The sequence below is a fragment of the bacterium genome (assembly GCA_024742285.1).
In the GTDB taxonomy this organism is placed as follows: Bacteria; Myxococcota_A; UBA9160; order UBA9160; family UBA4427; genus UBA4427.
In genome coordinates this window covers 15,186-39,753 of sequence record JANSYR010000012.1, presented here as the reverse complement: position 1 = coordinate 39,753, position 24,568 = coordinate 15,186, and the positions used below count along the sequence as shown (strand labels likewise).

The window sequence follows — 24,568 nt, the reverse complement described above, 5'->3', positions numbered from 1 at the left end:
ATCAGCTCGATCCGCGCGCTTCGGGACGCGGCGCCCGCCCGGTCGGCACGCCGAAGAAGAAGCCGGCCGCGATCGTCATCGCCACCATCAACCCGGCGAGGCCCGCCGCGTAGCTTCCCGTGGCGTCGAAGGCGTAGCCGAACGCAATCGGCGCGCCGGCGCCGATGGGGACGGCAACGAGCGCGCCGAGCCCCATCGCCTGCCCGAACGAGGCCACGCCGAAGAGACGCCCGATCGCGGCGCCATAGACCGGCATCATCGAGCCACCGACGAGCCCGCACACCACGAGCAGTCCGAGCAGTGCCGGGAGCGGCAAGGGCAGCAGCAGCGCCCCGAAGGCGACCACGACCAGGCCGCAGAGTCCGATGAAGAGGCTCCGCGGATGGATCCGATCGGCCAGGGACCCGAAGACGAGCGGACCGGTGATCGCACCGACGCCCATCGCGATCGGCACGGCGCCCGAGAGCGCCACGCTCGCGCCGCGGTGCTGGAGGAAGGGGATCGAGTTCGCGCCGACGACGATCCCCTGGCCGCCGAAGAGCGCCGCCCCGAGCGCGAGCATCCAGAACGCCCGCGAACGCAGGATCGAGGGCGCGTCCCACGCGCCCTCGTCCGCGAGGGAACCCGCGAATCCGGCGGCCTCGGGCGGATCCTCGCCGTCCGGTCGTTGCCCGACCTCGCCGGGACGATCGATCATGCCGAAGCGCGCCGCCGGCAGGGCGACCAACAAGCTCGCCGCTGCGAAGGCGAGCAGGACCGGCCGCCAGCCGAAGGGTTCGAAGGCGAGTGCGGCGATCGGCACGATCACCAGCGGCCCCGCCGGCGCGCCGACGTTGGCGATCCCGATCGCGCGTCCGCGCAGACGATCGAACCAGTTCGCCATCGCCGTCGACGAGGCCACCGGTCCGAGCATCGCCATCCCGAGCGCGCACCCGACGATCCAGCAGACCGCGACCTGCCAGACCTCGGTCGCGACCGCGATCCCGACGAGGCTCGCCGCGAGCACGACGGCGCCGACCGCCATCACGTTGCGAATCGAGCCGCGGTCGAGGGCACGCCCGATCAGCGGCATCGACAGGTTCATCACGAGGGTGAACCCTCCGACGCCGACATTGAAGAGCGTGGCCGAGATCCCGAACTCCTCGCCGACCGGCGCCGCGAAGAGACCGACCGCACCCAGGGTGAAGCCGATCGCGAGCGCCTGGGTCAGCGCCGAATACGCGCAGACCCGCCAGCCGGAGAAGTGCGGATGGGGAGGCGACGGCAAGACGCCCGACCCGACCCTATCCCTGGAGCATCGTGATCATGTTGTAGAGGACCGCCGGGCGCTCGGAGCCGACGACGTGGATCGCCGCCTCCTGTTCGATGCGCACGCCCTTCTTGCCGGCTTCGACGGAGACGAGCCGGCTTCGCGCGTGGAGCTTCGAGCCGACGGGGACCGGCGAGAGGAAGCGGAGCTTGTCCGAGCCGTAGTTGACCGCATTCTTCACGCCGGTCGTCTTGTAGCTCTGCGGGAGGGTCTGGGAGAGCTTCGGCATGAGCGAGAGCGTGAAGAAGCCGTGGACGATCGGCCCGCCGAAGGGGCTCTCCTTCTTGCAGCGCTCGACGTCGATGTGGATCCACTGGTGGTCCCCGGTCACGTCCGCGAACTGGTTCACCATGTCCTGGGTGACCTCGATCGGCTCGCCGAACTCGCCGTACTCCTCGCTTACGTGCTTCTGCAGGGCCTCGATGTCGTCGAACCGAATCTCTTCCATGGGGGTCTTCTCCTCGGGTGGGACGGGCGCGACGTCTCGTGGCTCGACGCGCCCGGGCTAGGCGGGATCCCGCCGGGTCCGGCGGGCCACCATTGCTATCACAGGGAAACCGGGGGCGCGATCGACGCCGGGTCGGCGCGCGGAACGCACCCGTGACCTAGGAGGCCCCGCGCGCGCGGGCCAGATCGTCGGGCGTGTCGACGTCGCAGAAGATCCCGTCGCTCTCCACGGCCACGCGACGGACGTTCGCTTCGTTCGCCTGCACGATCGCCCGCGCGCCGCGATCGCCTGCGAGCTCCGCGAGTCCTTCGAGGTGGTCCCGTCCGAAGAGCACCGGATGGCCATCGCGACCGGCATGGCTCGGAAGGCAGATGGCCTCTGCCGCGGGGGCCGCGGCATGCGCGGCGCGAGCCGCCTCGATCGCCGCGGGGGGCAGCCCCGGGAGATCGCCGACCGTGACGAAGACCCCTGCGACCGGCGTGCTCTCCGTTTCGATCAGATGACGTGCGCCGGCGGCGAGGGAGCACCCCATTCCGTCGGCCCAGTCGACGTTCACGACGAACTCGACACCCGGCCGACCGGCGAGGCTCGCGCGAACGCGATCCGCCTCGTGCCCGATCACCACGACGATCCGCTGGAGACCGGCGGCGACGAACGCATCGACCGCGTGCGCGACGAGCGCGCGACCGTCGACCGCTTCGAGGAGCTTGTTCCGCCCCTCGCCCATTCGACGCGAAGCCCCCGCCGCGAGCACGATCGCGACGTAGCCCGCGTCCTCGCTCACGAAGCGGCGCTCCGATCGCGGAGCGTCGCCGTCAGCTCGGCGGCGACCGAGAGCGCGATCTCCGCCGGGCTCTTCGCGCCGAGGTCCAGACCGACGGGACCGTGGATCCGCTCGAGGTCGACGGCCCCGAGCCCCGCTTCGAGGAGCCGCTCACGCCGCTTCGCCTGGGTCCGGCGACTCCCGAGCGCGCCGACATAGAAGGCGGACGACCGGAGCGCGACCGAGAGCGCCGGCTCGTCGATCTTCGAATCGTGGCTCAAGGTGACCACCGCGCTCCGCGCGTCGAGACCGAAGGCCTCGAGCGCCGCGTCCGGCCATCGGGCGTCGAGGGTGACGCCCGGGAAACGCGCCTCGGTCAGGAAGCCGCGCCGCGGATCGACGACGGTCACGTCGTAGCCGAGTCGTCCGGCCAGCTCGGCGAGGTGCTGCGCGATGTGGACCGCGCCCACGATCGCGAGGCGCAGGGGCGGGTTGAAGGGGTGGACGAAGACCCTTCCTTCGTCGGTCTCCGCGACGACCGCCGCGTCCGAATGGAGCGCCTGGACCACCGCGTCCTCGAGTGCCGCCTCGAGTCCCGGCGCACCCGGCGAGGCCAACGCCTCCCGGTCTCCGTCCAGCCAGGTCAGCCGCGCGACCGGTCGCCGCTCCGCTCTCGCGTCGAGCAGCGCGTCGAGGGTCTCACGCTTCAACCGATCCGCTCCACGAACACGCGGATCCGACCGCCACAGGCGAGGCCGACCGCCCAGGCGTCCTCGTCGGCGACGCCGAACTCGAGAATCGTCGCGGCTCCACTCTCGATCACACCGCCGGCGGCTTCGATCACCGCTCCTTCGACGCAACCCCCGGAGACGGATCCCTCGAAGTGGCCGCGGTCGTCGACGGCGAGCTGGCTGCCCGCCGGACAGGGCGACGAGCCCCAGGTCTCGACGACGGTGGCGAGGGCAACCCCGTGTCCCGCGTCGCGCCACGCCCGCGCGACCGCGAGCGGGTCTCCCGCGACACCCCCGAGCGGCTCGCGAACCGCCTCGCCGGAGCCCCCGGCGACCTGGCCCACGAACTGGACTTCGGCATCCGGCGGGATCGCGACGAACTCGGCCTCGTTGTGGATCACACCGTCGATCGCGACCGCCGCGTTCTCGAGCTGGCCGTCGAGCGCCGCGTACCGCGCGTAGAGCGCCCGGATCAGCGCGTCGACGCGACTCGCCTCGATCTCGACGCGCTCCTCGCCGTCCGTGAAGCGCTGCTGCGCCGACGAGAAGAGGACGGTCGCCAATCGGATCTCCCGTACCGCAGGGCCGCGCGCCGGGCGCGGATCAGTCGGCCTCTTCGAGGGCTTCGAGTACCCGCGGCGGCGACATCGGCAGCGAATGGAAGCGCACGCCCGTCGCGTCGCGCATCGCATTCGCGACCGCGCCGAGGGGCGGCACGATCGGCGTCTCCCCGACGCCACGCACACCGTAGGGATGGAGCGGATTCGGCACCTCGACGATCACCGTGTCGATCATCGGCAGATCGCTGGCCACCGGCACGCGGTAATCGAGGAAGCCGGCGTTCTCGACCTTCCCGTCCGCGTCCCAGATGTACTCCTCGTTGAGCGCCCAACCGATGCCCTGCGCGGCACCCCCCTGGAACTGCCCTTCGACGTAGGTCGGGTGGATCGCCTTTCCCGCGTCCTGCACCACGAGGTAGCGCAGCACCCGCGTCACGCCGGTCTCCGGATCGACCTCGAGATCACAGACGTGCACGCCGAAGCCCGGCCCCGCCGCCGGCGGGCTGACCGAAGCGCTCGCGACGACCGGACCGCCCGTGGCGCCCATCTTCTTCGCGATCTCCTCGAGAGAGAGCGAGCCCTTGTCCGCGGATCCGTTGACCGCGACGGCGTTCCCGTCCTGCCACTCGATGCTGTCGAGCTCCACGTCGAGCATGGTCGCCGCACGAGCGCGCAGGTGATCGATCACCTGGCGGGTCGCGTCGATGACCGCCATGCCCGTCGCGTAGGTCACGCGGCTGCCGCCGGTCGCATCGCAGTACCCGACCGAGTCGGTGTCGCCGACCATCGGTCGGACCCGCGTCACGTCGATCCCGAGCTCCTCCGCGCACATGAGCGCCATGCTCGCGCGGCTGCCGCCGATGTCCGGATTGCCCGTGCGCACGACGGCGGAGCCGTCCGAGTTCACGCTGACGGTCGCGCTCGACTGCATGCCCGCGTTGAACCAGAAGCCCGCAGCGACGCCACGCCCCTGGTGCTCGCCGAGCTCCGCCTTGTACTGCGGATGCGCCTTCGCGGCTTCGAGGGTCTCCTTGAAGCCGATCGGGCCGAACTTCGGTCCGTAGCTCGCGCGATCGCCCTCCTCGACCGCGTTCTGCAGCCGGAACTCGATCGGATCCCGACCGAGCTTCCGAGCCAGCTCGTCGAGCAGGCTCTCCGCGGCGAAGGCACCGACCGGGGCGCCCGGCGCTCGGTAGGCGGCGACCCGCGGCTTGTTCAGCACGATGTCCCGGCCGAGCACCCGGAAGTTCGGGATCACGTAGGGCGAGAGCGTCGTCATGCATGCCGCGCCGACCGGCGAGCCCCGGAAGCAGCCCGCCTCGAAGTCGAGCTGACACTCGGCGGCGACGAGGGTCCCATCGCTCTTCGCGCCGATCTTGATGTGCGTCTTCGAGCCCGAGGTCGGCCCGGTTCCCCGGAACACCTCTTCACGGGTCATCGTCATCTTGACCGGCCGACCCGCCTTGCGGGACAGCAGAAGCGCCGCGGGCTCCAGGTAGACCGGAATCTTGCCGCCGAATCCACCCCCGATCTCGGAGGGCGTGACCTTGACCGACGCCGGATCGCTCCCGGTGAGCGTCGCGGTCTCGTTCTTCACGCCGAAGGGCCCCTGGGTCGCGCACCAGATCTCGGACGTGCCGTCCTCGCGGGCGTTCACCAGACAGGCGTGGGGCTCGATGTAGCCCTGGTGGACCATCGGGGTCTCGAACACGCCTTCGACGACGACGTCGGCCTCGGCCCAGCCCGCCTCGAGGTCGCCGCCCTCGAAGACGATCTGGTTCGTGATGTTCGTATCGCCCTCGACCGGCGGCCCCATTCCCTCGGTCGCCTGCCCTTCGTGGAGGATCGGCGCACCGTCGGCGAGCGCCTGGTCGATCGAGAGGACCGGTTGGAGCACCTCCCACTCGACTTCGATCAGCTTGCCCGCCTCGATCGCGATCTCGCGGGTCGCCGCCGCGACCGCGGCGAAGGCATGGCCGTGGTAGAGCACCTTCTCCCTCGCCAGGATCACGCGCTGGTTCGCCCCGGCGTCGACGCCGGCGGGGCCCTGGGTGATCCAGTGCATGGGGAGTTCCGGGAAGTCGGCGGCGGTGATCACCGCCTTCACGCCCGGCACCTTCTCCGCCTTGCTCGTGTCGATCCCGAGGATCTTCGCGTGGGCGTGGGGGCTGCGGACGAAGACGCCCTGGAGCGTTCCGGGCAGCGTGAAGTCCGCACCGAAGCGCGCGCGCCCCGTGACCTTGTCGAGGCCGTCGTGGCGAATCGGTCGGCTGCCGACCTGCTTGAACTTGCGATCCGAAGTGTCCGGAGCTGCGCTCATGCCCGTTCCTCCCGCATCACGGCCGCCGCATCGAGGACGGCCTTGATGATCTTGTCGTAACCGGTGCACCGACAGAGGTTGCCGGCGAGGAAGTACCTCGCCTCGGCCTCCGTCGGATCCGGGTTCTTCTCGAGCAGCTTCTCGGCCGCGACGATGAATCCGGGCGTGCAGATTCCGCACTGCAGCGCGCCGTGTTCGAGAAATTGCTGCTGGATCGGCGTCAGCTTCTGTCCGTCGGCGACGCCCTCGATCGTCTCGACGTTCCGGCCCTGGGCCTCGGCCGCGAGCACCAGGCACGAGGGCACCAGCCGTCCGTCGACGACGACGGAGCAGGCACCACAGTCGCCGGTCGTGCAGCCTTCTTTCGTGCCCGTCATGCCGATCCCGTCCCTCAGGACCTCGAGCAGGCTCTCCTGACCGTTGCAGAGGAACTCGGTCTCTTCGCCGTTGATCGTCGTCTCGACTCGAATCTTCGCCACGTCGTCTCTCTTCTTCCTTGTCCGTGCGGGACGCGCCTAACGCGCCCGCGCCCGCTCGGCTGCGATCTTCGCTGCGCGGGTCGTGAGGACCCCCGCGATCTTCTTCCGGTAGGCGACCGTGCCCCGCTTGTCGTCGATCGGGCTCGCCGCTGCCGTCGCCGCCGCGGAGGCCGCGGTCAGCGCATCGTCGTCGACGGAGGAGCCCACGAGCGCCGCCTCGGCTTCCGGGACGCGGATCGCGGTGGGCGCGACGGCGCCGAGCGCGACGCGCGCTTCGGTCACGGTTCCTGCGTCGTCCAGGGTGAGTGCGACACCCGCGCCGACGACGGCGATGTCCATCTCGGTTCGCGGGATCAGACGGAGATAGGCATCGCTCGCGTGCGGTGCCGGAGCCGGCACCTCGAACTCGACGACCAGCTCCCCGCGTTCGAGGACGGTCTTGCCGGGGCCGGTCGTGAAGTCCTCGACCGCGACCCGACGCTCGCCGGAGGGCCCCGCGATCACCGCGGTCGCGCCACAGGCGATCAGCGCCGGAACCGAGTCCGCGGCGGGGGACGCGTTGCAGAGATTGCCGGACCAGGTCGCGCGCCCCTGGATCTGCGTGGAGCCGATCAGGTCGGTCGCCTCGGCGAGTCCGGGCCAGAGCGATCGGATCGACTCGTTCTCGTAGATCTCCGCGGCGGGTACGGCGGCCCCGATCCGGAGCCCCTTCGAGTCGAGCTGCACCGCGGAGAGCCGAGGGATGCGCTTGACGTCGACGAAGAGCGGCGGCGCACCGGCGCCGAGCCGCATCTGGACCAGAAGATCCGTTCCGCCGGAGAGCACGCGAGCGCCCTCTTCTCCGGCGAGCAGCGCGACGGCTGCGTCGACCTCCGTCGGCGCTTCGAACCGGGACACGGGTGCGGACACGGGATCTCCCTTCGGATCGGAAAGCTCGATTATGGCGCGTTCTGGGGTCGACCCACAACGCCGTCTCTGGGCTCTCTCGGGCGCATTTCGTGAACCGAATCCGCTTCACCGCGAGAATTCGCTTGACCTCGCGGGCCGCCCGGGCGTCAATGGACACATGCCGATACGACCCCTCCTCGCTTTCCTCGTCTTCCTCGTCGCGTCGCCCGCGTTCGCGGGAAGCGTCAGCGACCAGGACTCCGACCTCGTCCCCGACGCGTACGACAACTGCCTGACGACCGCGAACGGGCCCAACGAAGCGTCGAACCAGCTCGACTGCGATCCGGACGGCTTCGGGGACGCCTGCGACGCGGACTACAACAACGACGGCGGGACCACGACCGCCGACTTCGGCATCTTCTTCGAGTGTTTCACGGGCACGTTCGTGAGCGTCACGCCGGAGGTCTGCGCCTGCGTCGATCCGGATGCGAACGGCGCGACCACGACCGCCGACTTCGGTGTCTTCTTCTTCTATTTCCAGACGGGCGACGCCCCCGGCCCCTCCGGTCTCGCCTGCGCGGGCACGACCCCCTGCCTTCCCTAGTCGCGGCTTGCGGTTGAGAGCGCTTCGACGTCCACGTATCGTCGGCGCTCGGAGCCACCCTTGCAGGGAGAGCGGGCGATGCCTTCGAAGCGAACGATGCGCGGCCAGGTCGCGGTCGCCGGGATCGGCGAGACGACCTACTACAAGCACGGGCAGTCGCCGGACGCGCAGTTCAAGCTGACGCTCGAGGCGATCCTCGCCGCCGCGGAAGACGCCGGGATCGACCCGCGCGAGATCGACGGGATCGCTTCGTACGCCGACGACAAGAATCCGGCCGACCGCGTCGCAGCGGCCCTCGGCATGAAGTCGCTCCGCTTCGCGAACATGGTCTGGGGAGGCGGGGGCGGCGGCGGCTCCGGCGCGATCGGCAATGCCGCGATGGCGATCCACGCCGGCGTGGCGGATTGCGTCGTCGTCTACCGAGGACTCGCGCAGGGGCAAGGCGCGCGCTTCGGATCGGGCGCACACTACCCGACGGCGATCACCGGCTCCTATGCGACGTCCATCCCGTACGGCGTGATGTCGCCGGCGCAGATGTTCGCGATGCGGACCACGCGGCTGATGCACGAGCACGGGATCTCGCGCAGCACCTTGCGCGCGGTCTCGATGGCCTCGTACCACCACGCCCAGAACAACCCTCGCGCCGTGATGCGCGGGCGCCCCCTCGACGAGGAGGGCTACGACAACTCGCGCTGGATCACCGAGCCCTTCCGCCTCTTCGACTGTTGTCTCGAGAACGACGGCGCCGCCGCGTTGATACTCGTCCCCGCCGATCGCGCGAAGGACCTCAAGCAGAAGCCGGTCTACCTGCTCGGCGCGGCGCAGGGCGCGGAGTACCGCGCGGGCGCCGGTGGACACAACAACCCCGACTATGCGACGTCGAGCTTCAAGACGGTCGCCCCCGACCTCTTCTCGATGGCCGAGCTCGGACCGGGGGACGTCGACGTGGTCCAGAGCTACGAGAACTTCACGGGCGGCGTCGTGATGAGCCTGATCGAGCACGGCTTCTGCACCTACGAGAACGCCAACGAAGTGATCGCCTTCGAGAACCTGATCGCGCCCAAGGGCAAGCTGCCGCTCAACACGAGCGGCGGCAACCTCGCCGAGTGCTACATGCACGGCCTCGAGCTGAACATCGAAGCCGTCCGGCAGATTCGCGGCACGTCGCCCAATCCCGTGGAAGGGGCGGACGTCGCCTTCGTGAACTCGGGCCCGATGGTCGTGCCCGCCACCAACTCGATCTTCGGCTCGGAGGCCACGCTGTGAGCGGGCACGACCGGACCCCGGAGGCCACGCTGTGAGCGGGCACGACCGGACCCCGGAGGCCACGCTGTGAGCGGGCACGACCGGACCCCGGAGGCCACGTCGTGAGCGACTCTTTCGTCCTTCCGGAAGGGCTCCCGAAGCCGATCGCCGACGACCTCGACGGTCCCTACTGGGCAGCAGCCGCGCGCGGCGAGCTCGTCGCCCAACGCTGCAGCGCGTGTGGTACCTGGCAGTGGACGGCGGAATACATCTGCCACCAGTGTCACTCCTTCGACCTCGGCTTCGAGCCGATCCCGGGCGAGGCGCGCATCTTCAGCTGGCAGCGCCCTCATCATCCGGTCCACCCGGTCCTCGTCGAAGCATGTCCCTACGTCGTCGTGCTCGTCGAGTTCGCGGACGCCGACGGAATCCGCATGGTCGGCAATCTCGTCGACCCGCCCGAAGGCGACATCCCGATCGGCGCGAAGGTCGAGCCCGTCTTCGAGCACCACGAGGGCGAGCCCGCCTACACGCTGGTGCAGTGGCGCCTCGCCTGAAGACGGACGCGTCCTCGGCTCAGCGCTCGGTCGCCTCCGCCGACGGATACCCGCCCGCGTAGGGATGGCCGTAGCCCCACCGGTAGGACGAGGGGAAGATCGGGTGGCCGCCGACCCGGACGCCGGTCTCCATGAACCATCCCATGAAGCCGCCGGCCTTCGCGGCGACGCAGGCGCCGAAGGTCGCGTCCGCGTCCTCGCGATCCTCCGCCGTTCCGCCGCACCAGTAGGCGATGTCGTGCTCGACGCAGCACGACGTATTCCACTCGGCGTCGGGAAAGCGTGAGCAGCCGTCGGTCACGAAGGGGCGTACGGGCTGGATTCCGCCGTTGCGCCCCGAGGCCACGCAGGTCGTCGCCGCCCGTTCCGTCAGGGCCGCGCCGGCCACGGGATCACTGGCCCACGGCTCGGGGACGTGGCGGGTCGGGCTGGCGCAGCCGAGGGCGAGGGCCAGGCAGGCCGAGGTCGCCGCGCGCGCCCGACGCCATTTTTCCCCGAGGGGAATCCCCTCTGGGCCGTCTAGACGAGATGTTTGCCCGATTCGCGCCCCGTCTGCGCCTTGCTCGATGAGGGGCGACGCGAGCCCGCGTCCCCCTCGCCTAGCCAGGAGCCACCCCATGATCCGTCGCCTCGTCGTCTGCAGCCTCACGATCTTCCTCGCGCTCACGGGACTCGCGACCCAGGCCAGCACGATCGCCACCGCTGCCAGCGGCCAGACGATCTCGCATGCGGCCGCTGGCCGCTACGAAGGCGACGACGCGTTCCTCCTGCTCGTGACGGAGACGCGCTTCGACGCAGGCGCCGCGGTCGAGGAGCGGACCTTCGACTGCATCACCGACGTCACCCTCACCGTCGCGGACGGTGCCGGAACGACCCGCATGGGGACCGGCGTCTGCGAGCACGACGACGCGCGGGTGCGCTTCGAGATCGTCGGACGCGCGCGCCCCGACGGCATCGAGGCGGAAATCCGCCTCGACTACGCCGGCGTCGAGACCGCCCTCCCCCTCCACGCCGAGCTGGTCGAATCGGGACTCGGCGCCGACTTCGCGGGCCGGAGCGACCGGATCGGCAACCGGGTCGTCGCCTTCAACGGCACCTTCGCGGCTCGCCGACGTTAGGCCGACCCCGGATCCGAAACGAACGACGCCCGGAGGATCGATCCTCCGGGCGTCTTCGTTTTTCCGACGGGAAGCGCCTCGCGCGAACGCGATCAGCTCCCCGCCCGGATGTCGGCGAGGACCGCCGCAGCGTGACCATCGAGGTCGAGTCCATCGTTCTCGACGTCGTAGGCCTTCGCGACCTTGCCGTCCGGGCTGATCAGGTAGCTGATCCGCCTCGGAATCCCGGCCTCGAAGTACTTCTCGCCCTCCTGGCGACAAGCATCGTAGGCCGCTCCCATCGCCTTGTCCGGATCGGACAGGAGCGGATAGGGGAAGCCCTCGCTCTCGGCGAACGTCTTCTGGTCCGCCACCGAATCGAAGGAGACGCCGATCACGACGGCGTTCGCTCCTTCATACGCGTCCTTCTGCTCACGGAACCCGTGGCCCTGACGCGTTCAACCCGGCGTCGAGGCCTTCGGATACCACCACATGGCGACCCACTTCCCGGCCAGCGAGGACAGCGAGACGGTGTTCCCGTCCTGGTCCTGCGCCGAGAAGTCGGGCGCATCGCTCCCGACTGCAAGCATGGTTGGCTCCTGCTGGCGGAGCGGGCCCCGACGCGATCTCCATCGCGCGACGCCCGACTCCATGATTCCCGCATCATCGCGGGAATCCCGAGGTTAGGCGATCGCCGAAACCGGCGCCGGGTCAGCGGTCCTCGTCGAGGAAAGGCAGCAACGTCTCGAGCAGGCGTTCCGGTTGTTCTTCCGCGACCCAGTGCGCGCACCCCTCGATCACGCCCCCACGCACGTCGTTGGCCACGGCTTCGAGGCTCTTCTTCACCCCGGCCCCGAAGCTCATCGCGCCGCCGAGCGCGAGCACCGGCATCTCGAGCTTCGTCTTCGCGTTCTCCTGGTTGTGCTTCAGGTCGAGGGGCAGCGCCCCGTAGTGCGCCATGCTCCCACGCATCGCCCCCGGCGCGGAGAACGCCGCGACGTACTCGTCGATGTCCTCGAGACTGAAGGCGCCGGGGTTGTAGCAACGTCGATAGAAGTGGGTGAGGAACTCGCGCTCGCGCCCGGTCACGAGCTGGATCGCGATGTCCGGCTCGGCGTTGAACGAGAGATGGAAGAGTCGCTTGTAGTACTCGGCCTGCTCCGCCTCGTCGATCGTGACGGCGACGTCGAGGATCGTCAGGCGACGGACCGCCGCCGGGTGGGCACAGGCGTACGCGTAGGCCGTCGGCCCACCCATGTCGTGACCGACGAGCGCCACGTCCTCGAACCCGAGCGACTCGACCAGCTCCCAGATGTCGACCGCGACCGTCCGCTTGTCGTAGCCGTCCAGCGGCTTCGAGGACTGTCCGAACCCGCGCAGGTCCGGCGCGAGGACGGTGTAGTGCTCCGCGAGCGCCGGGATGATCTTGCGCCACATGTACCAGGTCTGCGGCCAGCCATGCAGGAGGACGACGGCGGGCCCCGCGCCCGCGCGGACGTAGTGGATCTGCTGTCCGTTCACGAAGGCCATGTGGTGGTCGAAGTCGGTGAAGCGCATCGCGACAGCCTAGCCCGGGGGCCGGATCGCGGGTTGTCGCCCCGCCCCTTCTGGGATTCCCTGTCGAGGCCCTGGTGGGCCGGAGGATCTCTCGTGCAGCTCGAACACCTCTTCCAGATGAAGGCCACCGTCGGCGCGCCGGTCGAGATCGGACCGATGCCGAACGGGACGCGACGGATCTTCGCCGTGACCGGAGGGACCTTCGAAGGCGAGCGCCTCCGCGGCACCGTCCTCCCCCCCGGCGGCGAGTGGTTGCTCGACGCGGGAGAAGGCTTCGGACAGGTCGACGTCCGGCTGATGCTGCGAACGGAGGACGAGGTCCCGATCTACATGCGCTACTCGGGGATCATGGACTTCAACGAGGTCGTGGGTGGCAAGCTCGCCGCAGGGAAGTCGACGGAGTACGGGGACAATCGTTTCCTCACCCACGTCCGCTTCGAGTGCGCAGACGAGCGCTACGCATGGCTTTCGACGACCGTCGCCGTCGGCGAGGGGCGCATGCATCCGGACTGCGTCGAGTACGGCGTCTACGAGCTCGTGAACGGCTGACGGCGAGCGGGACGGCGCGGTGTTCTACTTCGACTGGGCCTGCTGGGGCCGCATGCTGCGGTACGCGTGGAACGAGAGCGACCCGCGCCGATCGAGGAAGCTCTTCTCGCTGCTCCTGCTGCGGGTGCCGCTGATCGCCGGCCTGAATGCGATCTGCTTCGCCCTCGACCCCCTCTTCTTCCCGGGACTCCGGAAGACCAGGATCGAGGAGCCCGTCTTCGTGATCGGCCACGGCCGGAGCGGAACGACCCACCTGCACGACCTGCTCTACCGGGACGAGCGTTTTTCGTGCTTCCTCATGTACGAGCTCTTCTGGCCGGCGCTCCTGCCCAAGGTGCTGATCCGCTGGAGCGCGCGTTTCGACGAGGAACGCCTCGGCGGGTTCTTCGCGCGCCGCGCCCGGGCCCGGAGTGACGCGCGCTACTCGAAGACCCGCGATGCCCACCACCAGGCGGCGGACTACCCGGAAGAGGACGACGGGATCCTGACCTACTCCTGCTCGTCGGGCTCCTGGGCGCTGCGCGTGCCCGACCTCTCGGTCGTGAGCTTCCACTACGTCGACGAGATGCCGGAGCGGAAGCGTCGACGCCTGATGCGCTTCTATCGCGAGTGCATCCGGCGCCAGCTCTATCTGAACGGACCGGGCAAGACGCACCTCTCGAAGAACCCGACCTTCACCGGCCGCGTCGAGTCGCTGATCGAGTTCTTCCCCGACGCGAAGTTCATCGTGCCCTACCGCAACCCCCTGGAGACGATGCCGAGCCTGCTGAAGCTGATGCGCGGCTTCTGGGAGATCCGGGGCGTCCCCGAAGAGCGCATCGAGGCCGGCTTCGCGCGGCTGATCGAGCAGTCGCTCCACAGCTACACCTATCCCGCCGCGGTGCTCGCGCGCCATCCGGAGATCCCCGCGACCGAGATCGACTACCGGGAGCTGATCGCGCGACCGAGGGACGTCGTCGAACGCGTGTATCGCGACTTCGGATACACGATCGACCCGTCCTTCCGGCGCACCCTCGACGAAGCGCAGGCGCATGCGGGCACCCACGAAACGAAGCACCGCTACTCGCTCCAGGAGTTCGGTCTCGACGAAGACGAGATCCGCGACGAGCTCGCGCCCCTCTTCGCCCGCTTCGACTGGCCCTCGGTCGACGCGACCGGACGCTAGGCCGACTTCGATCGATCCCCGACGACCGCGAGGACTTCGTCGATCTTCGCTTCGAGGGCCGCTCGGGACTCGGCCACGACGGTCACGTGCCCGAGCTTCCGCCCGTCGCGAGGCGCCTTGCCGTAGACGTGGAGGAACACGTCGTCCCGACCTGCCAGCGCACCGAGAGGCGGCACCTCCCCGATCAGGTTGATCATCGCCGAGAAGCCTTCCGCGCGGGTCTCACCCAGGGGCAGTCCCGCGACCGCGCGGATCTGGTTCTCGAACTGGCTGGTCTCCGCACCTTCGATCGTCCAGTGGCCGGAGTTGTGGACGCGGCAGGCCATCTCGTTCGCGATCAGGCGGTCGCCGACCTGGAAGAACTCGACGACCAGGACACCCACGTAGTCGAGGTGGGCCATGATCGCCTCGAGACCCCGTACGGCCTCGGCGAGCAACGCCTCGGAGACCTCGGGCGCCGGCGCGCGAGAGATGTGGAGGATCCCACCGACGTGCACGTTCTCGGTCGCGGGCCAGTACTTGAGCTCACCGTCGCGTCCGCGGGCGGCGAGGACCGAGACTTCGCGATCGAAGGGCACGAAACCCTCGAGGATCGCGGGCTGGCCCGCGATGGCGTCGATGGCCGTCTCGACGTCCGCCGGCTCGCGGAGCACGACCTGCCCCTTGCCGTCGTAGCCGAAGCGGCGGGTCTTGAGGATCGCCGGTAGTCCGATCGCCTCGACCGCGCGGTCCAGGTCTTCCCGCGAGTCCACCGGGGCGAAGGGAGCCGTCTCGATCCCGATCGCGTGAAAGAGATTCTTCTCGACGATCCGGTCGCCGCTCTTCACGAGGGCCTCCGGCGCCGGATGGACCGGCACGTCGGCGACCAGCTTCTCGACCGCCTCCGCCGGAACGTTCTCGAACTCGTAGGTCACGACGTCGGTCGCGGCGAGTTCCTGGAGGGCCGTCGGGTCGACCCAGTCCGCGGTCAGCAGGGTCGTGACCCGGCCGGCGACCGCGTCCTTCGCCGGATCCAGGACGACGGTCTCGACGCCGAGGGGCTGCGCCGCCTGGGCGAGCATCTGCCCGAGCTGCCCGCCGCCGAGGATCCCGACCTTCATCTCTTGCTCTGTCTCCGTGTCGCTCTAGAGCCGCTCGTCGACGCTCGGATCCGGCGTCGCGAGCACGTCCGCCGTCTGCCGCGCCCGCCATTCCTCGAGCCGCTTGCGCGCCCCCTCGTCGGTCGTCGCGATCATCGCGGCCGCGAGCAGCCCGGCGTTCTTCGCGCCGGAGTTTCCGATCGCGAGCGTCCCGACCGGGATGCCACCCGGCATCTGGGCGATCGAGAGGAGCGAATCCATCCCGGAGAGGGCCTTGCTCTGGACCGGCACGCCGAGCACGGGCACCCAGGTCTTGGCCGCCAGCATCCCGGGCAGGTGGGCCGCACCACCGGCGCCGGCGATGATCACGCGCAGCCCACGGTCGGCGGCGTTCTCCGCATATTGAAAGAGGAGATCCGGCGTCCGATGGGCCGAGACCACCCGGGTCTCGTGGGGAATCTCGAGGGCCTCGAGGACGTCGGCCGCGTTCTTCATCGTCGGCCAGTCGGAGGTCGAGCCCATGACGATCCCGACCAGGACGTCCTCGGCTTCCGTCGTTTCGTCGGCCATGCGCTTCTCCCGAGCCCGCGACCGCCCCTCGCCGGAGGTCGCGAAGTCGGGGTTATAGCGCGGCGCTGCCCCGGTCGCCGAGACACCCCGAGAAGCGGCCCGGGTGCGCGTTCGCTTGCGACCCGGCCCCCATGCCGTAGCGTCTCGCCTCCCGGCGGGCCGCACCTCCCATTCCACCTGGCGGCCCGCAAGAGAAGGAAGCTCCATGCCCCTCACGACCGACGACGTGATCGAGATCCAGATGCTCTACGCCCGCTACAACACGGCGATCGACACCGGCGACGGCGCCACCTTCGGCGGCCTCTTCGTCCCGGACGGCGTGTTCAACCCCGGACACACCCTCTGCGAAGGGCGCGACGCGATCGCCGAGTTCGGCGCCAAGACCCACGAGATGATGCCGCTCATGCGTCACAACGCGACCAACATCGTGATCGACGGCGAAGGCGACGCCGCCACCGGCTCCGCCTTCCTGATCGGCTACCTCGCGGGCGCCGACCACAAGGTGATCACCACCGGCCGCTACCAGGACAAGCTCACGAAGACCGCCGACGGCTGGCGCTTCACCGAGCGCATCTACACCGCCGACGCCTGATCCGGGCCGCGTCGCCGTGGACCTGCTCGCTCCCTACCGCGTCCTCGACCTGACCGACGTCCGCGGCCAGATCGCCGGCATGATGCTCGGCGACCTCGGCGCCGACGTCGTGCGCGTCGAGCCGACGGACGGAAGCGACGCGCGCCGGACCGGTCCGCTCCTCGAGGGGGGCCCCGAATCCGAGCGCAGCCTCTCGTTCGCGGCCTACAACCGGAACAAGCGATCGGTCGTCCTCGCGCTCGAGAGCCCTGAAGGCCGTGCGCGCTTTCTCGAGCTGGTCCGAGGCGCCGACTTCGTCCTCGATTCCGGCCCGCCGAGTCTCCTCGACGACGCCGGCCTCGATCCCGCGACGCTCCGGGAGGCGAACCCGCAGCTCGTCCAGGTTCGTGTGACGCCCTTCGGCACGGACGGGCCGGCCGCCGACTGGCCGGCCGCGGATCTCTCGATCGCGGCGCTGGCCGGGCCGATGTCGCTCCAGGGCGACAGGGACCGCGCGCCGCTCCGGCTGTCCGTGCCGCAGGCGTGGCGCCACGCCGGCGCCGAGGCCGCCGTCGCGGCGATGATCGGCCATGCCCGCGCGCGCACGACGGGCCGCGGCGTCTTCGTCGACGTGTCTGCACAGAGCGCACTCACCTGGACGATGCTCAACGGGCTGACGGCGGCGCCGATCCAGGGCTTCGACTACGAGCGGAACGCCGCGATGCTCCAGATCGGGCCGAAGGATCTCCAGCTCGCCCATCCCGCGAAGGACGGCCACGTCGTCACCCTCGTCCAGGGGAAGACCTTCCGGATCCTCCAGTCGACCCTCGAAGCCGAAGGGATCGTCGACGCCGCCTTCGTCCTGCGCGAGGACTGGAAGAGCTACGACTACCGGATCTTCCGCGGCGGCGAGTTCGACGTTTCGCTCGAGGAGCTGACCGAGACGGTCGACCGCTACTTCGCGAGCAGGACGAAGCGCGAGCACTTCCTCCCGGGCCTCGATCTCGGCCTCACGATCGCCCCGGTCATGACCCTCGACGACATGCTGAGCTTCGAGCAGCTCGAGGACCGCGCCTACTTCCACGAGGTCGATCTCCCGGGCGGCGGCCGCGTGCGCGCCCCCGGCCCTTTCGCCCGCTCGAGCCGCCAGCCCTTCGAGATCCGCCACCGCGCGCCGAAGCTCGGGGAACACACGGACGAGATCCTGCGCGAGCTCGACGAATCGCCCCGCGAGCGGATCCCGCTCCGAGCGAGCGACCCCGAGCCCACCTTCCCCCTCGAAGGTCTCAAGGTCGCGGACTTCTCCTGGGTCGGCGTCGGGCCGATCTCGGGCAAGTACCTCGCGGATCACGGCGCGAACGTGATCCGGATCGAGTCGACGGTGAAGGCCGACAACCTGCGCACGGCAGGTCCCTACAAGGACGACGAGGACGGCTGGAACCGCTCGCAGTTCTTCGGTGAGTTCAACACGTCGAAGCGCAGCCTGACCGTCGACATGAAGCACGAGCGCTCCCGCGAGATCACCGGGCGGATCCTCGAGTGGGCGGACGTGATCCTCGAGAGCTTCACGCCGGGCGCCGTCGACCGACTCGGGATCGGCTACGAGGCCGCGCGCGCAGTCAACCCGAGCGTCGTGATGGTCAGCACGTGCCTGATGGGGCAGACCGGGCGGATTTCGAGGATGGCCGGCTACGGCTACCACGCCGCCGCCGTCGCCGGCTTCTTCGACCTGACGGGCTGGCCGGACCGCGCACCGGTCGGACCGTGGAACGCCTATACCGACACGGTCGCCCCGCGGTTCCTCACGACGACGCTCCTCGCCGCCCTCGACCATCGCCGCCGGACCGGCGAAGGGCAGCACATCGACCTCGGCCAGATGGAGGCTGCCCTCCACTTCCTGGCCCCCGAGATCCTCGCACGTCAGGCGACGGACCTCCCGATCGCCCGCAACGGCAACCGTTCCCGGGACGCGGCACCCCAGGGCGTCTACCCCTGCGCGGGCCGGGACGAGTGGGTCGCGATCGCGGTCGAGACGGATGCGCAGTGGTCGGCGCTCCGCCGCGTGCTCGACGATCCGGCCTGGGCGCAGGAACCGGGTCTCGCGAGCGTCGCCGGCCGGCTGGCCGCCCACGACGCGATCGACGAGCAGCTCGCCGCCTGGACCCGCGAACGCAAGCCGCGGGAGGCGATGTCGATCCTGCTCGAAGCGGGCGTGCCGGCGGGCCACGTCCAGCGGAGCAGCGACCTCCAGCACGATCCGCAATACGCCCACCGCGGGTTCTACCGCCACTTCGACCACGCCGAGATGGGCCACATCCCCTATTCGGGCCACCAGTTCAGGGTGTCGGGCTACGACAACGGCCCGCGTTTCGCCGCCCCGCTGATCGGCGGCGAGAGCTTCGAGGTCCTCGCGGAAGAGCTCGGATTCAGCCCCGAGGCCGTCGCCGACCTGATGGCCAGCGGCGTCGTGACCTGACCCGGCCGGCCCGCGCGTAACCGGATCCCTCCTTCGTTCGTGTAGTCGGGTAGCTCGCCCGAACGAAGGAGAAAGACCATGTTCCGTTCGCCCGGAATCCGCCGCGCCCGCCTGGGCGCCCTGCTCGCCGCCCTCACCCTGACCGCCTTCGCCGGCCTACCGGGATCCGCCCTCGCCCTCGACCCGATCAACGCGACGTTCTTCGGCGACGTCGCGATCGAGGGGACCGACCCGGTCGCCTACTTCACCGAAGGCCGCCCCGTCGAGGGCACCAAGGCGCACAGCCTGGAGTACATGGGCGCGACCTGGCGCTTCGCGAGCGCCGAGAACAAGGCGGCCTTCGAGGCCGATCCGGACAAGTACGCGCCCCAGTACGGGGGCTACTGCGCCTGGGCCGTCTCCCAGGGTTACACCGCCGGAATCGATCCGGACGCCTGGACGATCGTCGAGGGCAAGCTCTACCTGAACTACGACGAGAGCGTGATGAAGTCCTGGCTGGCCGACCGCGACGCGCTGATCGACCGCGCCGACGCGAACTGGCCGGGACTCCGCGACGAGTAGTCCCGGGAGACGGGCGGCGCCGAGGACCTCAGTCGCGGGAATCGCGAACGAGGCGCCAGAGCGCCGCCCATCCGAGCGGGGTCCGACCGGCAGCGCGATGGGCCGCGCCGATCTCGAAGGCGCGCCGCCACTGCTCTCGCAGGATGGCGAGCCCCGCGAAGAGGCCGTAACGCGGGTCGTACATGTGGGCGGCCTCGCCGGTCAGCCCGTTGAACTCGATCACCCGGAACTCGCCGCGACGAAGGGCCGCTTCGTCTGCCGCACGGACGTCGTAGCGACCGAAGTCGAGCCCGGCCTCCCGACTCACTCGATCGACGGCGGCCTCGAGCGCCTCGCTTCGAAGGTCCTCCCCTTCGAGGAAGCGACAGCCGAGGGAGTGGGTCCCGATCTCGGTCACCTGCACGCGTTCGCCTTCGGCGGGGATCTCCGCGAGCCGGTCCGCGTTCTGCTCGAGGAGCCGCGGCGCCATCGGCAGGCAGATCGGATCCGTCAGGATGAGCCGCTCGAGCGGGTCCTGCCCGTTGCCGATCACGAAGCGCGGCGTCTTTCGCGCGATCGAGAAGAGCTCGCCCCGGTCCTCGTCGGGGCGCCGGACGTAGAAGAGTCCGAACTCGTCGCCGGGAACGAAGCGCTGGACCAGCAGGCGACCCGGGTTCGCCTCGAGGGCCGCCTGAGCCCGGGCTTCGTCGTGCGCGATCGTGACGCCGCGCCCGCGCTCGCCCACGTCCGGCTTCAGGACGACGGGCCCGTCGTCGTGCTCTTCGAGGAACGCGCGCAGCGCGGCGCGCCGTTCGTCGTCGGGTCCCGGCTCGAGGACGCGGGTCGGGATCGCGTGCGCGGGCATCCGCGAGAGCAGCACATCGATCGCCGCCTTCGACTCGCCCGCGAGTCCGCCACCCGCGATCGGCGGATTGACGAGGGTCGGTGCCCGGAGCGAACCCGCGCGAATCGCCATTCCGAGGACAGCCGGCACGAGCGGCGCGTAGATCGCGGCGATCGGCCAGAACTCCCAGCGACACAGCCGCCGCCAGGCGGAGAGGAGGTGCCGCCGTCCGCGCCAGCTCGTGAGCCGCGGGGCGAGCCGCGCGGCGATCGCCATCCCCAGCACGAGCACGACCCCGGCAAACAGCGCGGTCCGCGGTGACGCTCGTTCGAGATCGAGCAGGCGTCCCCCGAACGCGGTCGCCCCGACGAGCAGGGGCGCCCAGATCGCCGCCGCGAGCACGAGCCATCCGGTGAAGCGGAGGATCGACATCCGCACGATCCCCGCCACGACGTAGGTCGGCAGCCGGGCACCGGGAACGAAGCGCCCGAGCAGGACCGCGACGCCCGCCGATCGCTGGAGACCCCGACCCAGGGGCCCGACCTCCCCCGGTCCCCGCCCGAAGCGCGCGAGCACCGGCGGCCCCAGCGCGCGGCCCATCCCGTAGAGGACCAGATCCCCGAGCACGAGGGCGACGCCGCAGGCGGCGATGCCCGGAAGCAGAGCGACCTGTCCGGTCGCCGCGAGCAGCCCGACGCCGGCGCAGGTCAGGTCCTCGCTGACCATCGACGCGGCGAAGACGAGCAGAGCGAAGACGAGCCAGCCGAGGCCGCTCTGCGGGCCGGATGCCCCGGGATCGAAGGGCCGGGCGGCGATGGCGAGACGCGCCGGCGTCGCCTCGGCGCGCGCCGGGAGGGCACCACGATCCGCTCGTTCGAGCCAGTCCCGGAGCGTGTCCGCGACGCGATGCGGAGCGCTCCACAGCACGAGGTGGCCCCCTTCGATCCAGACCAGCTCGCTCTGGGGCACGATCCGATGGTGCTCGCGGGCTGCGGCGGGCGGGACCAGGAAGTCCTCCCGCCCGTGCATCACGAGCATGGGCCCTTCGAACGCGGCCAGCGCTCCGCGGAGCGGGCGCTGGTCGGAGTCGAGGAAGCTGCGGGTGAAACCGCGACCGAAAGGGCTCGCCGCGAAGACACCGAAGTGGGGCGTCAGCCAGTCCAGCCCCACGACGATCGCGTGTTGGAAGCCATGGACCAGGCGATTCAGCTCGAAGCGACCGAGCAGCTCGTGCTCCTGGACCCCGAGCGCCGAGACCATGACGAGGGAGGCGATGCGCGTCGGCGCGCGCCGGACGAGCTCGATCGCGACGCCCCCGCCCCAGCTGAAGCCCACGACGTGGGCGCGGGCGACGCCGCGTGCGTCGAGCAGCTGCGCGAGCGCGTCGGCCTGCGCCACGAAGGAGTGATCGGGCACGCTCCTCGAAGACCGGCCGAAGCCGAGCAGGTCGGGGACGAGCACGCGCCGCGTCGGGCCCAGTCGATTCGCGAGGGCCGCGAAGTCCTGGAGCGAGCCCGGGCTCCCGTGCAGCAGGACGACCGCCTCGTCGACCGACGGGCCCAGATCGCGGAAAGCGATCGTGCGCTCGATCCCAGCGACCTCGACCGCCGTCCGCTGCATGCCCTCCGGAAGCGGACCGAGCCCTTCGCCCTCCCCGAACGTGAGCCACAAGCGCGACCCGACGAGGGCCAGTAGATAGAAGGACCAGAATCTTCGGGATCGAAACAAGGGACCTGCCTGAGACCGTGCGGGATCCGGGAGCGGATCCTCCGTCGGTTCGAACCAATGGCGCGCGGGAATTCACGAGGAGATGGCAACCAGTCGTCGGAGCGATGCGTAGGACCGGTCGAGGAGAACGAACCGCTGATCGCCTTCCATCGACCCATTCCTTCCTCGGACCGAGCCGAATCCGGCGCGCCGCGGTCGGGCCTCGCGCTCGCGGCCGGGACGGCGTGCCGGAACGGCGATGCGCCCGACACGAGAGAGAACGAAATCGGACGAGATCCGGTTACGCCGCGGGACGACGGCGGACTCCGGACCTGGCTCGAAGAGCGGGGCGCCTACGCCGTTCGCTTCGCCCGGAACGCAGCGGATCGACGGAGCGTGCAGGCGCTTCGCTACGAGGTCTTCGCCCGCGAGCTGGGTGCCCGCGTCGAAGGCGCCGACCGGGGGCTCGATCTCGACCCGCTCGACGAACGGGCGGACCATCTGATGGTGGTCCACCGCGAGAGCAGCGAGTGCGTCGGCAGCTATCGCCTCGCGACCCTCGAGCAGGTCGCGGACGAGGGCTTCTACACCGAGCGCATCTTCGAGCTCGACCGCCTGCCGCCCGACGTCCGACACGAAGGCGTCGAGCTCGGTCGCGCCTGCGTCGCGCTGGCCCACCGCAACCGCGGCGTGCTCCAGCTCCTGCTCCGCGGGATCGGTGCCTACCTCGTCCACGCCGGAAAGCGCTTCGCCTTCGGATGTGGCTCGGTCGGCCTGAAGGACGAGGCCCAGTCCCGGCTCGCCCTGGCCGAGATCGAGGCCGAGGGCTGGCTCGACCCGGATCTCGCCGTGGCGCCGACCCCCGCGTATCGCCCCGCGTGGCCCGAGTCGCAGGCGGGCGCGCGGCCGGAGATTCCGGCGCTGCTCTACGCCTACTGCGCGATCGGCGCGCGGCTCGCGTGCGCCCCCGCCTGGGATCCCGACTTCCGGACCCTCGACTTCTTCGTGCTCCTCGACCTCGAGCGCGTCGATCCGCGTACCTACGCGCGCTACTGCGGGAAGCGATGAGCCGACCACGGACCTTCGCATCGACCGGGCGCCGGCGCGCGATCGCGATTCGGCGGGCGGCGATGCTCGTGACCCGCTCCGTCCGGCTCGTCGTCGGCCTCTGGCTCGCGCGCGCGCTCGGGCGGCCCGAAGACGTCGAGACGAGACTGCGTCGCTGGGCCTCGAAGACGACGCGCAGCCTCGGACTCCGCATCCACGTCGAGGGAGAGATCCCGAGCGGCCCGGTCGTGCTCGTCGCGAACCATCTGAGCTACCTCGACATCCCGCTCCTCTGGTCGCTCGTCCCGGGTCGTTTCGTCGCGCGCGCGGACGTGGCCGACTGGCCCGGCGTCGGCCCTGCCTCGCGAACCCTGGGCACGATCTTCCTCGATCGGGCGCGCCGGCGTTCGCTGCTCGAGGTCCTTCCCCGGATGACGGACGCCCTGAGAAGCGGCGAGGCCGTCGTCTTCTTCCCGGAAGCGACCAGCACGCGCGGAGCCGACGTCCTGCCCTTCAAGAGCTCGCTCTTCGAGGCTTCCGTGCGAACCGGCGCCCCCGTCGTCGCCGCGAGCCTGCAATACGAGACGAACGATCGAAACCAACCGGCTCGCGAATGCGTATGCTGGTGGGGCGACATGACGTTCCTGCCCCACGTACGACGCCTGCTCACCCTGCCCTCGATCGAGGCCCGGGTCCGGTTCTCACCGGTCCTGGACTCGTCGAGCGAAGGATCTGCGGCCGAGTTGCCGATAGAGGAAAGAGCGGGCCGAATCCCTTCGACCCCCAACCACGCGAGGAAGCGCAAGGAACTGTGTCGCCGAGCCTACGAAGCCGTACAGAAGAAGTTCATTCCCACGACCCCTCCGGCATCCTCGGAATGGGCCGGGCCTCCACCCCGCACCCCGTTCGGGGCAGCGAATTGAGCCGCGCCGCCGACGCCCTGATCGACCTGCTCCGGCAGGGGCACGCTCTGATCGACGCCCTCTCCGACGAGGACTACGCCGCCTCCCTCGAGACGACGACGCAGGCAGCGGACGCGGCCTGGGCCAGCCCCGGCGCGCACACGCGCCACCTGCTCGACTTCGTCGGTTGCCTGCTCGCCGGGATCGATGCCCAGCGGATCGACTACACCGCCCGCAAGCGCCGGTCGGAGGTCGAGACCCATCGCGAGTTCGGTCGCCAGCAGATCGAACGCGCGATCGACGGTCTCGAACGCATCCGCGAGCTGGCCGGACGCACGCCGATCGAGGTCCGCCCGGAGCCGGGTCAGGGCTGGACCCGCTCTTCCCTCTCGCGCGAGCTGCAGTTCGTGTCCACCCACGTCCTCCATCACCACGCGCTGATCCGACTGACCCTCGCGGTGCGCGGGGTCGAGGCGCCTCCGGAGTTCGGCGTCGCGCCTTCGACCCTCGCCTATCGCGCCGAGACCGAGGGCTGATTCGTTACACCCGGAGCCAAGGCC

General features: G+C 70.2%; 26 protein-coding genes. 12 read left to right on the top strand and 14 right to left on the bottom strand.

Annotated elements, in window-relative coordinates; all coding sequences use genetic code 11:
* Position 1: 1 nt before the first annotated feature.
* The 8 genes from NXI30_20120 to NXI30_20085 all read right to left on the bottom strand — a co-directional run bounded on the left by NXI30_20120 (position 2) and on the right by NXI30_20085 (position 7,519).
* Positions 2-1,267 (bottom strand): MFS transporter, encoded by a 1,266-nt coding sequence (locus tag NXI30_20120; GenBank protein ID MCR9096538.1) that lies wholly within the window; start codon positions 1,265-1,267, stop codon positions 2-4.
* 16 nt (positions 1,268-1,283) lie between these two features.
* Entirely contained in the window at positions 1,284-1,757 is a 474-nt protein-coding gene (locus NXI30_20115; GenBank protein ID MCR9096537.1) for a MaoC family dehydratase, read from the bottom strand.
* A 157-nt stretch (positions 1,758-1,914) separates the two neighbouring features.
* Positions 1,915-2,541 carry a nucleotidyltransferase family protein gene (locus NXI30_20110; GenBank protein MCR9096536.1) on the bottom strand — a complete coding sequence of 209 codons (627 nt, stop codon included), beginning with the start codon at positions 2,539-2,541 and terminating at the stop codon, positions 1,915-1,917.
* On the bottom strand, positions 2,538-3,230 hold the full coding sequence (locus tag NXI30_20105) for an XdhC family protein (GenBank protein ID MCR9096535.1): 693 nt from the start codon (positions 3,228-3,230) through the stop codon (positions 2,538-2,540). Before NXI30_20105 ends, NXI30_20110 begins: the two co-directional genes overlap by 4 nt.
* Complete coding sequence (locus NXI30_20100; protein MCR9096534.1) at positions 3,227-3,595, bottom strand: XdhC family protein; 369 nt, start codon at positions 3,593-3,595, stop codon at positions 3,227-3,229. Before NXI30_20100 ends, NXI30_20105 begins: the two co-directional genes overlap by 4 nt.
* Before the next feature lie 259 nt (positions 3,596-3,854).
* Positions 3,855-6,131 carry a xanthine dehydrogenase family protein molybdopterin-binding subunit gene (locus tag NXI30_20095; protein MCR9096533.1) on the bottom strand — a complete coding sequence of 759 codons (2,277 nt, stop codon included), beginning with the start codon at positions 6,129-6,131 and terminating at the stop codon, positions 3,855-3,857.
* Entirely contained in the window at positions 6,128-6,610 is a 483-nt protein-coding gene (locus tag NXI30_20090; protein MCR9096532.1) for a (2Fe-2S)-binding protein, read from the bottom strand. Before NXI30_20090 ends, NXI30_20095 begins: the two co-directional genes overlap by 4 nt.
* Positions 6,611-6,646: 36 nt before the next feature.
* Positions 6,647-7,519 carry a xanthine dehydrogenase family protein subunit M gene (locus NXI30_20085; GenBank protein MCR9096531.1) on the bottom strand — a complete coding sequence of 291 codons (873 nt, stop codon included), beginning with the start codon at positions 7,517-7,519 and terminating at the stop codon, positions 6,647-6,649.
* Positions 7,520-7,676: 157 nt separating this feature from the next.
* On the opposite strand from NXI30_20085, the gene NXI30_20080 reads away from it, so the two are divergent.
* From NXI30_20080 to NXI30_20070, 3 genes are all read left to right on the top strand, one after another.
* On the top strand, positions 7,677-8,102 hold the full coding sequence (locus tag NXI30_20080) for a thrombospondin type 3 repeat-containing protein (GenBank protein MCR9096530.1): 426 nt from the start codon (positions 7,677-7,679) through the stop codon (positions 8,100-8,102).
* Between the two features lie 78 nt (positions 8,103-8,180).
* A complete protein-coding gene (locus NXI30_20075; protein MCR9096529.1) occupies positions 8,181-9,368 on the top strand; it encodes an acetyl-CoA acetyltransferase in 1,188 nt (395 codons plus the stop codon).
* A 101-nt stretch (positions 9,369-9,469) separates the two neighbouring features.
* Positions 9,470-9,904, top strand: coding sequence for an OB-fold domain-containing protein (locus NXI30_20070; GenBank protein MCR9096528.1), 435 nt, complete (start codon positions 9,470-9,472; stop codon positions 9,902-9,904).
* Between the two features lie 19 nt (positions 9,905-9,923).
* Here the strand turns inward: NXI30_20070 and NXI30_20065 are convergent, their stop codons facing one another.
* The gene (locus NXI30_20065) at positions 9,924-10,292 is read right to left on the bottom strand and encodes a hypothetical protein (GenBank protein ID MCR9096527.1); all 369 of its coding nucleotides are present in this window, start codon (positions 10,290-10,292) and stop codon (positions 9,924-9,926) included.
* Positions 10,293-10,521: 229 nt separating this feature from the next.
* Here NXI30_20065 and NXI30_20060 point away from each other — a divergent pair, with 229 nt between their 5' ends.
* Positions 10,522-11,022 (top strand): hypothetical protein, encoded by a 501-nt coding sequence (locus NXI30_20060; protein ID MCR9096526.1) that lies wholly within the window; start codon positions 10,522-10,524, stop codon positions 11,020-11,022.
* 92 nt (positions 11,023-11,114) lie between these two features.
* On the opposite strand, the gene NXI30_20055 is transcribed toward NXI30_20060, so the two are convergent.
* Together NXI30_20055 and NXI30_20050 are read right to left on the bottom strand one after the other, a co-directional pair.
* Entirely contained in the window at positions 11,115-11,591 is a 477-nt protein-coding gene (locus NXI30_20055) for a peroxiredoxin (protein ID MCR9096525.1), read from the bottom strand.
* 121 nt (positions 11,592-11,712) lie between these two features.
* The gene (locus NXI30_20050) at positions 11,713-12,558 is read right to left on the bottom strand and encodes an alpha/beta hydrolase (protein ID MCR9096524.1); all 846 of its coding nucleotides are present in this window, start codon (positions 12,556-12,558) and stop codon (positions 11,713-11,715) included.
* A 93-nt stretch (positions 12,559-12,651) separates the two neighbouring features.
* Here NXI30_20050 and NXI30_20045 point away from each other — a divergent pair, with 93 nt between their 5' ends.
* Positions 12,652-13,107, top strand: a complete 456-nt coding sequence (locus NXI30_20045) for a DUF3237 domain-containing protein (GenBank protein MCR9096523.1) — start codon at positions 12,652-12,654, stop codon at positions 13,105-13,107.
* Positions 13,108-13,126: 19 nt separating this feature from the next.
* Positions 13,127-14,272 carry a sulfotransferase gene (locus NXI30_20040; GenBank protein ID MCR9096522.1) on the top strand — a complete coding sequence of 382 codons (1,146 nt, stop codon included), beginning with the start codon at positions 13,127-13,129 and terminating at the stop codon, positions 14,270-14,272.
* Here the strand turns inward: NXI30_20040 and NXI30_20035 are convergent.
* Together NXI30_20035 and purE are read right to left on the bottom strand one after the other, a co-directional pair.
* A complete protein-coding gene (locus NXI30_20035; protein MCR9096521.1) occupies positions 14,269-15,372 on the bottom strand; it encodes a 5-(carboxyamino)imidazole ribonucleotide synthase in 1,104 nt (367 codons plus the stop codon). The two genes, NXI30_20040 and NXI30_20035, sit on opposite strands and share 4 nt — an antisense overlap.
* A 24-nt stretch (positions 15,373-15,396) precedes the next feature.
* A complete protein-coding gene (purE, locus tag NXI30_20030) occupies positions 15,397-15,921 on the bottom strand; it encodes a 5-(carboxyamino)imidazole ribonucleotide mutase (GenBank protein MCR9096520.1) in 525 nt (174 codons plus the stop codon).
* Positions 15,922-16,126: 205 nt separating this feature from the next.
* Between purE and NXI30_20025 the strand changes: the two genes are divergently transcribed.
* The 3 genes from NXI30_20025 to NXI30_20015 all read left to right on the top strand — a co-directional run bounded on the left by NXI30_20025 (position 16,127) and on the right by NXI30_20015 (position 19,529).
* A complete protein-coding gene (locus NXI30_20025; GenBank protein MCR9096519.1) occupies positions 16,127-16,513 on the top strand; it encodes a nuclear transport factor 2 family protein in 387 nt (128 codons plus the stop codon).
* 16 nt (positions 16,514-16,529) lie between these two features.
* Positions 16,530-18,968, top strand: coding sequence for a CoA transferase (locus tag NXI30_20020; protein MCR9096518.1), 2,439 nt, complete (start codon positions 16,530-16,532; stop codon positions 18,966-18,968).
* Between the two features lie 78 nt (positions 18,969-19,046).
* The gene (locus NXI30_20015) at positions 19,047-19,529 is read left to right on the top strand and encodes a YHS domain-containing protein (GenBank protein MCR9096517.1); all 483 of its coding nucleotides are present in this window, start codon (positions 19,047-19,049) and stop codon (positions 19,527-19,529) included.
* A 28-nt stretch (positions 19,530-19,557) separates the two neighbouring features.
* Here NXI30_20015 and NXI30_20010 read toward each other — a convergent pair whose 3' ends face one another.
* On the bottom strand, positions 19,558-22,080 hold the full coding sequence (locus NXI30_20010) for an alpha/beta fold hydrolase (protein MCR9096516.1): 2,523 nt from the start codon (positions 22,078-22,080) through the stop codon (positions 19,558-19,560).
* 57 nt (positions 22,081-22,137) lie between these two features.
* Between NXI30_20010 and NXI30_20005 the strand changes: the two genes are divergently transcribed.
* Genes NXI30_20005 through NXI30_19995 form a run of 3 tightly spaced genes read left to right on the top strand, consistent with a single transcriptional unit; the run spans position 22,138 to position 24,544 of the window.
* The gene (locus tag NXI30_20005; GenBank protein ID MCR9096515.1) at positions 22,138-23,127 is read left to right on the top strand and encodes a GNAT family N-acetyltransferase; all 990 of its coding nucleotides are present in this window, start codon (positions 22,138-22,140) and stop codon (positions 23,125-23,127) included.
* Positions 23,124-24,029, top strand: coding sequence for a 1-acyl-sn-glycerol-3-phosphate acyltransferase (locus NXI30_20000; GenBank protein MCR9096514.1), 906 nt, complete (start codon positions 23,124-23,126; stop codon positions 24,027-24,029). The genes NXI30_20005 and NXI30_20000 overlap by 4 nt, the downstream gene beginning before the upstream one ends.
* Positions 24,026-24,544, top strand: a complete 519-nt coding sequence (locus NXI30_19995; GenBank protein MCR9096513.1) for a hypothetical protein — start codon at positions 24,026-24,028, stop codon at positions 24,542-24,544. The genes NXI30_20000 and NXI30_19995 overlap by 4 nt, the downstream gene beginning before the upstream one ends.
* Positions 24,545-24,568: the final 24 nt, after the last annotated feature.

Bases quoted from the DNA above. Each gene is read 5' to 3' on its own strand.
- NXI30_20060 (MCR9096526.1), top strand. From the start codon at position 10,522: ATGATCCGTCGCCTCGTCGTCTGCAGCCTCACGATCTTCCTCGCGCTC.
- NXI30_20005 (MCR9096515.1), top strand. From the start codon at position 22,138: ATGGCGCGCGGGAATTCACGAGGAGATGGCAACCAGTCGTCGGAGCGA.
- NXI30_20025 (MCR9096519.1), top strand. From the start codon at position 16,127: ATGCCCCTCACGACCGACGACGTGATCGAGATCCAGATGCTCTACGCC.
- NXI30_20000 (MCR9096514.1), top strand. From the start codon at position 23,124: ATGAGCCGACCACGGACCTTCGCATCGACCGGGCGCCGGCGCGCGATC.
- NXI30_20115 (MCR9096537.1), bottom strand. From the start codon at position 1,757: ATGGAAGAGATTCGGTTCGACGACATCGAGGCCCTGCAGAAGCACGTA.
- NXI30_20050 (MCR9096524.1), bottom strand. From the start codon at position 12,558: ATGCGCTTCACCGACTTCGACCACCACATGGCCTTCGTGAACGGACAG.
- NXI30_20095 (MCR9096533.1), bottom strand. From the start codon at position 6,131: ATGAGCGCAGCTCCGGACACTTCGGATCGCAAGTTCAAGCAGGTCGGC.
- NXI30_20035 (MCR9096521.1), bottom strand. From the start codon at position 15,372: ATGAAGGTCGGGATCCTCGGCGGCGGGCAGCTCGGGCAGATGCTCGCC.
- NXI30_20080 (MCR9096530.1), top strand. From the start codon at position 7,677: ATGCCGATACGACCCCTCCTCGCTTTCCTCGTCTTCCTCGTCGCGTCG.
- NXI30_20075 (MCR9096529.1), top strand. From the start codon at position 8,181: ATGCCTTCGAAGCGAACGATGCGCGGCCAGGTCGCGGTCGCCGGGATC.
- purE (MCR9096520.1), bottom strand. From the start codon at position 15,921: ATGGCCGACGAAACGACGGAAGCCGAGGACGTCCTGGTCGGGATCGTC.
- NXI30_20015 (MCR9096517.1), top strand. From the start codon at position 19,047: ATGTTCCGTTCGCCCGGAATCCGCCGCGCCCGCCTGGGCGCCCTGCTC.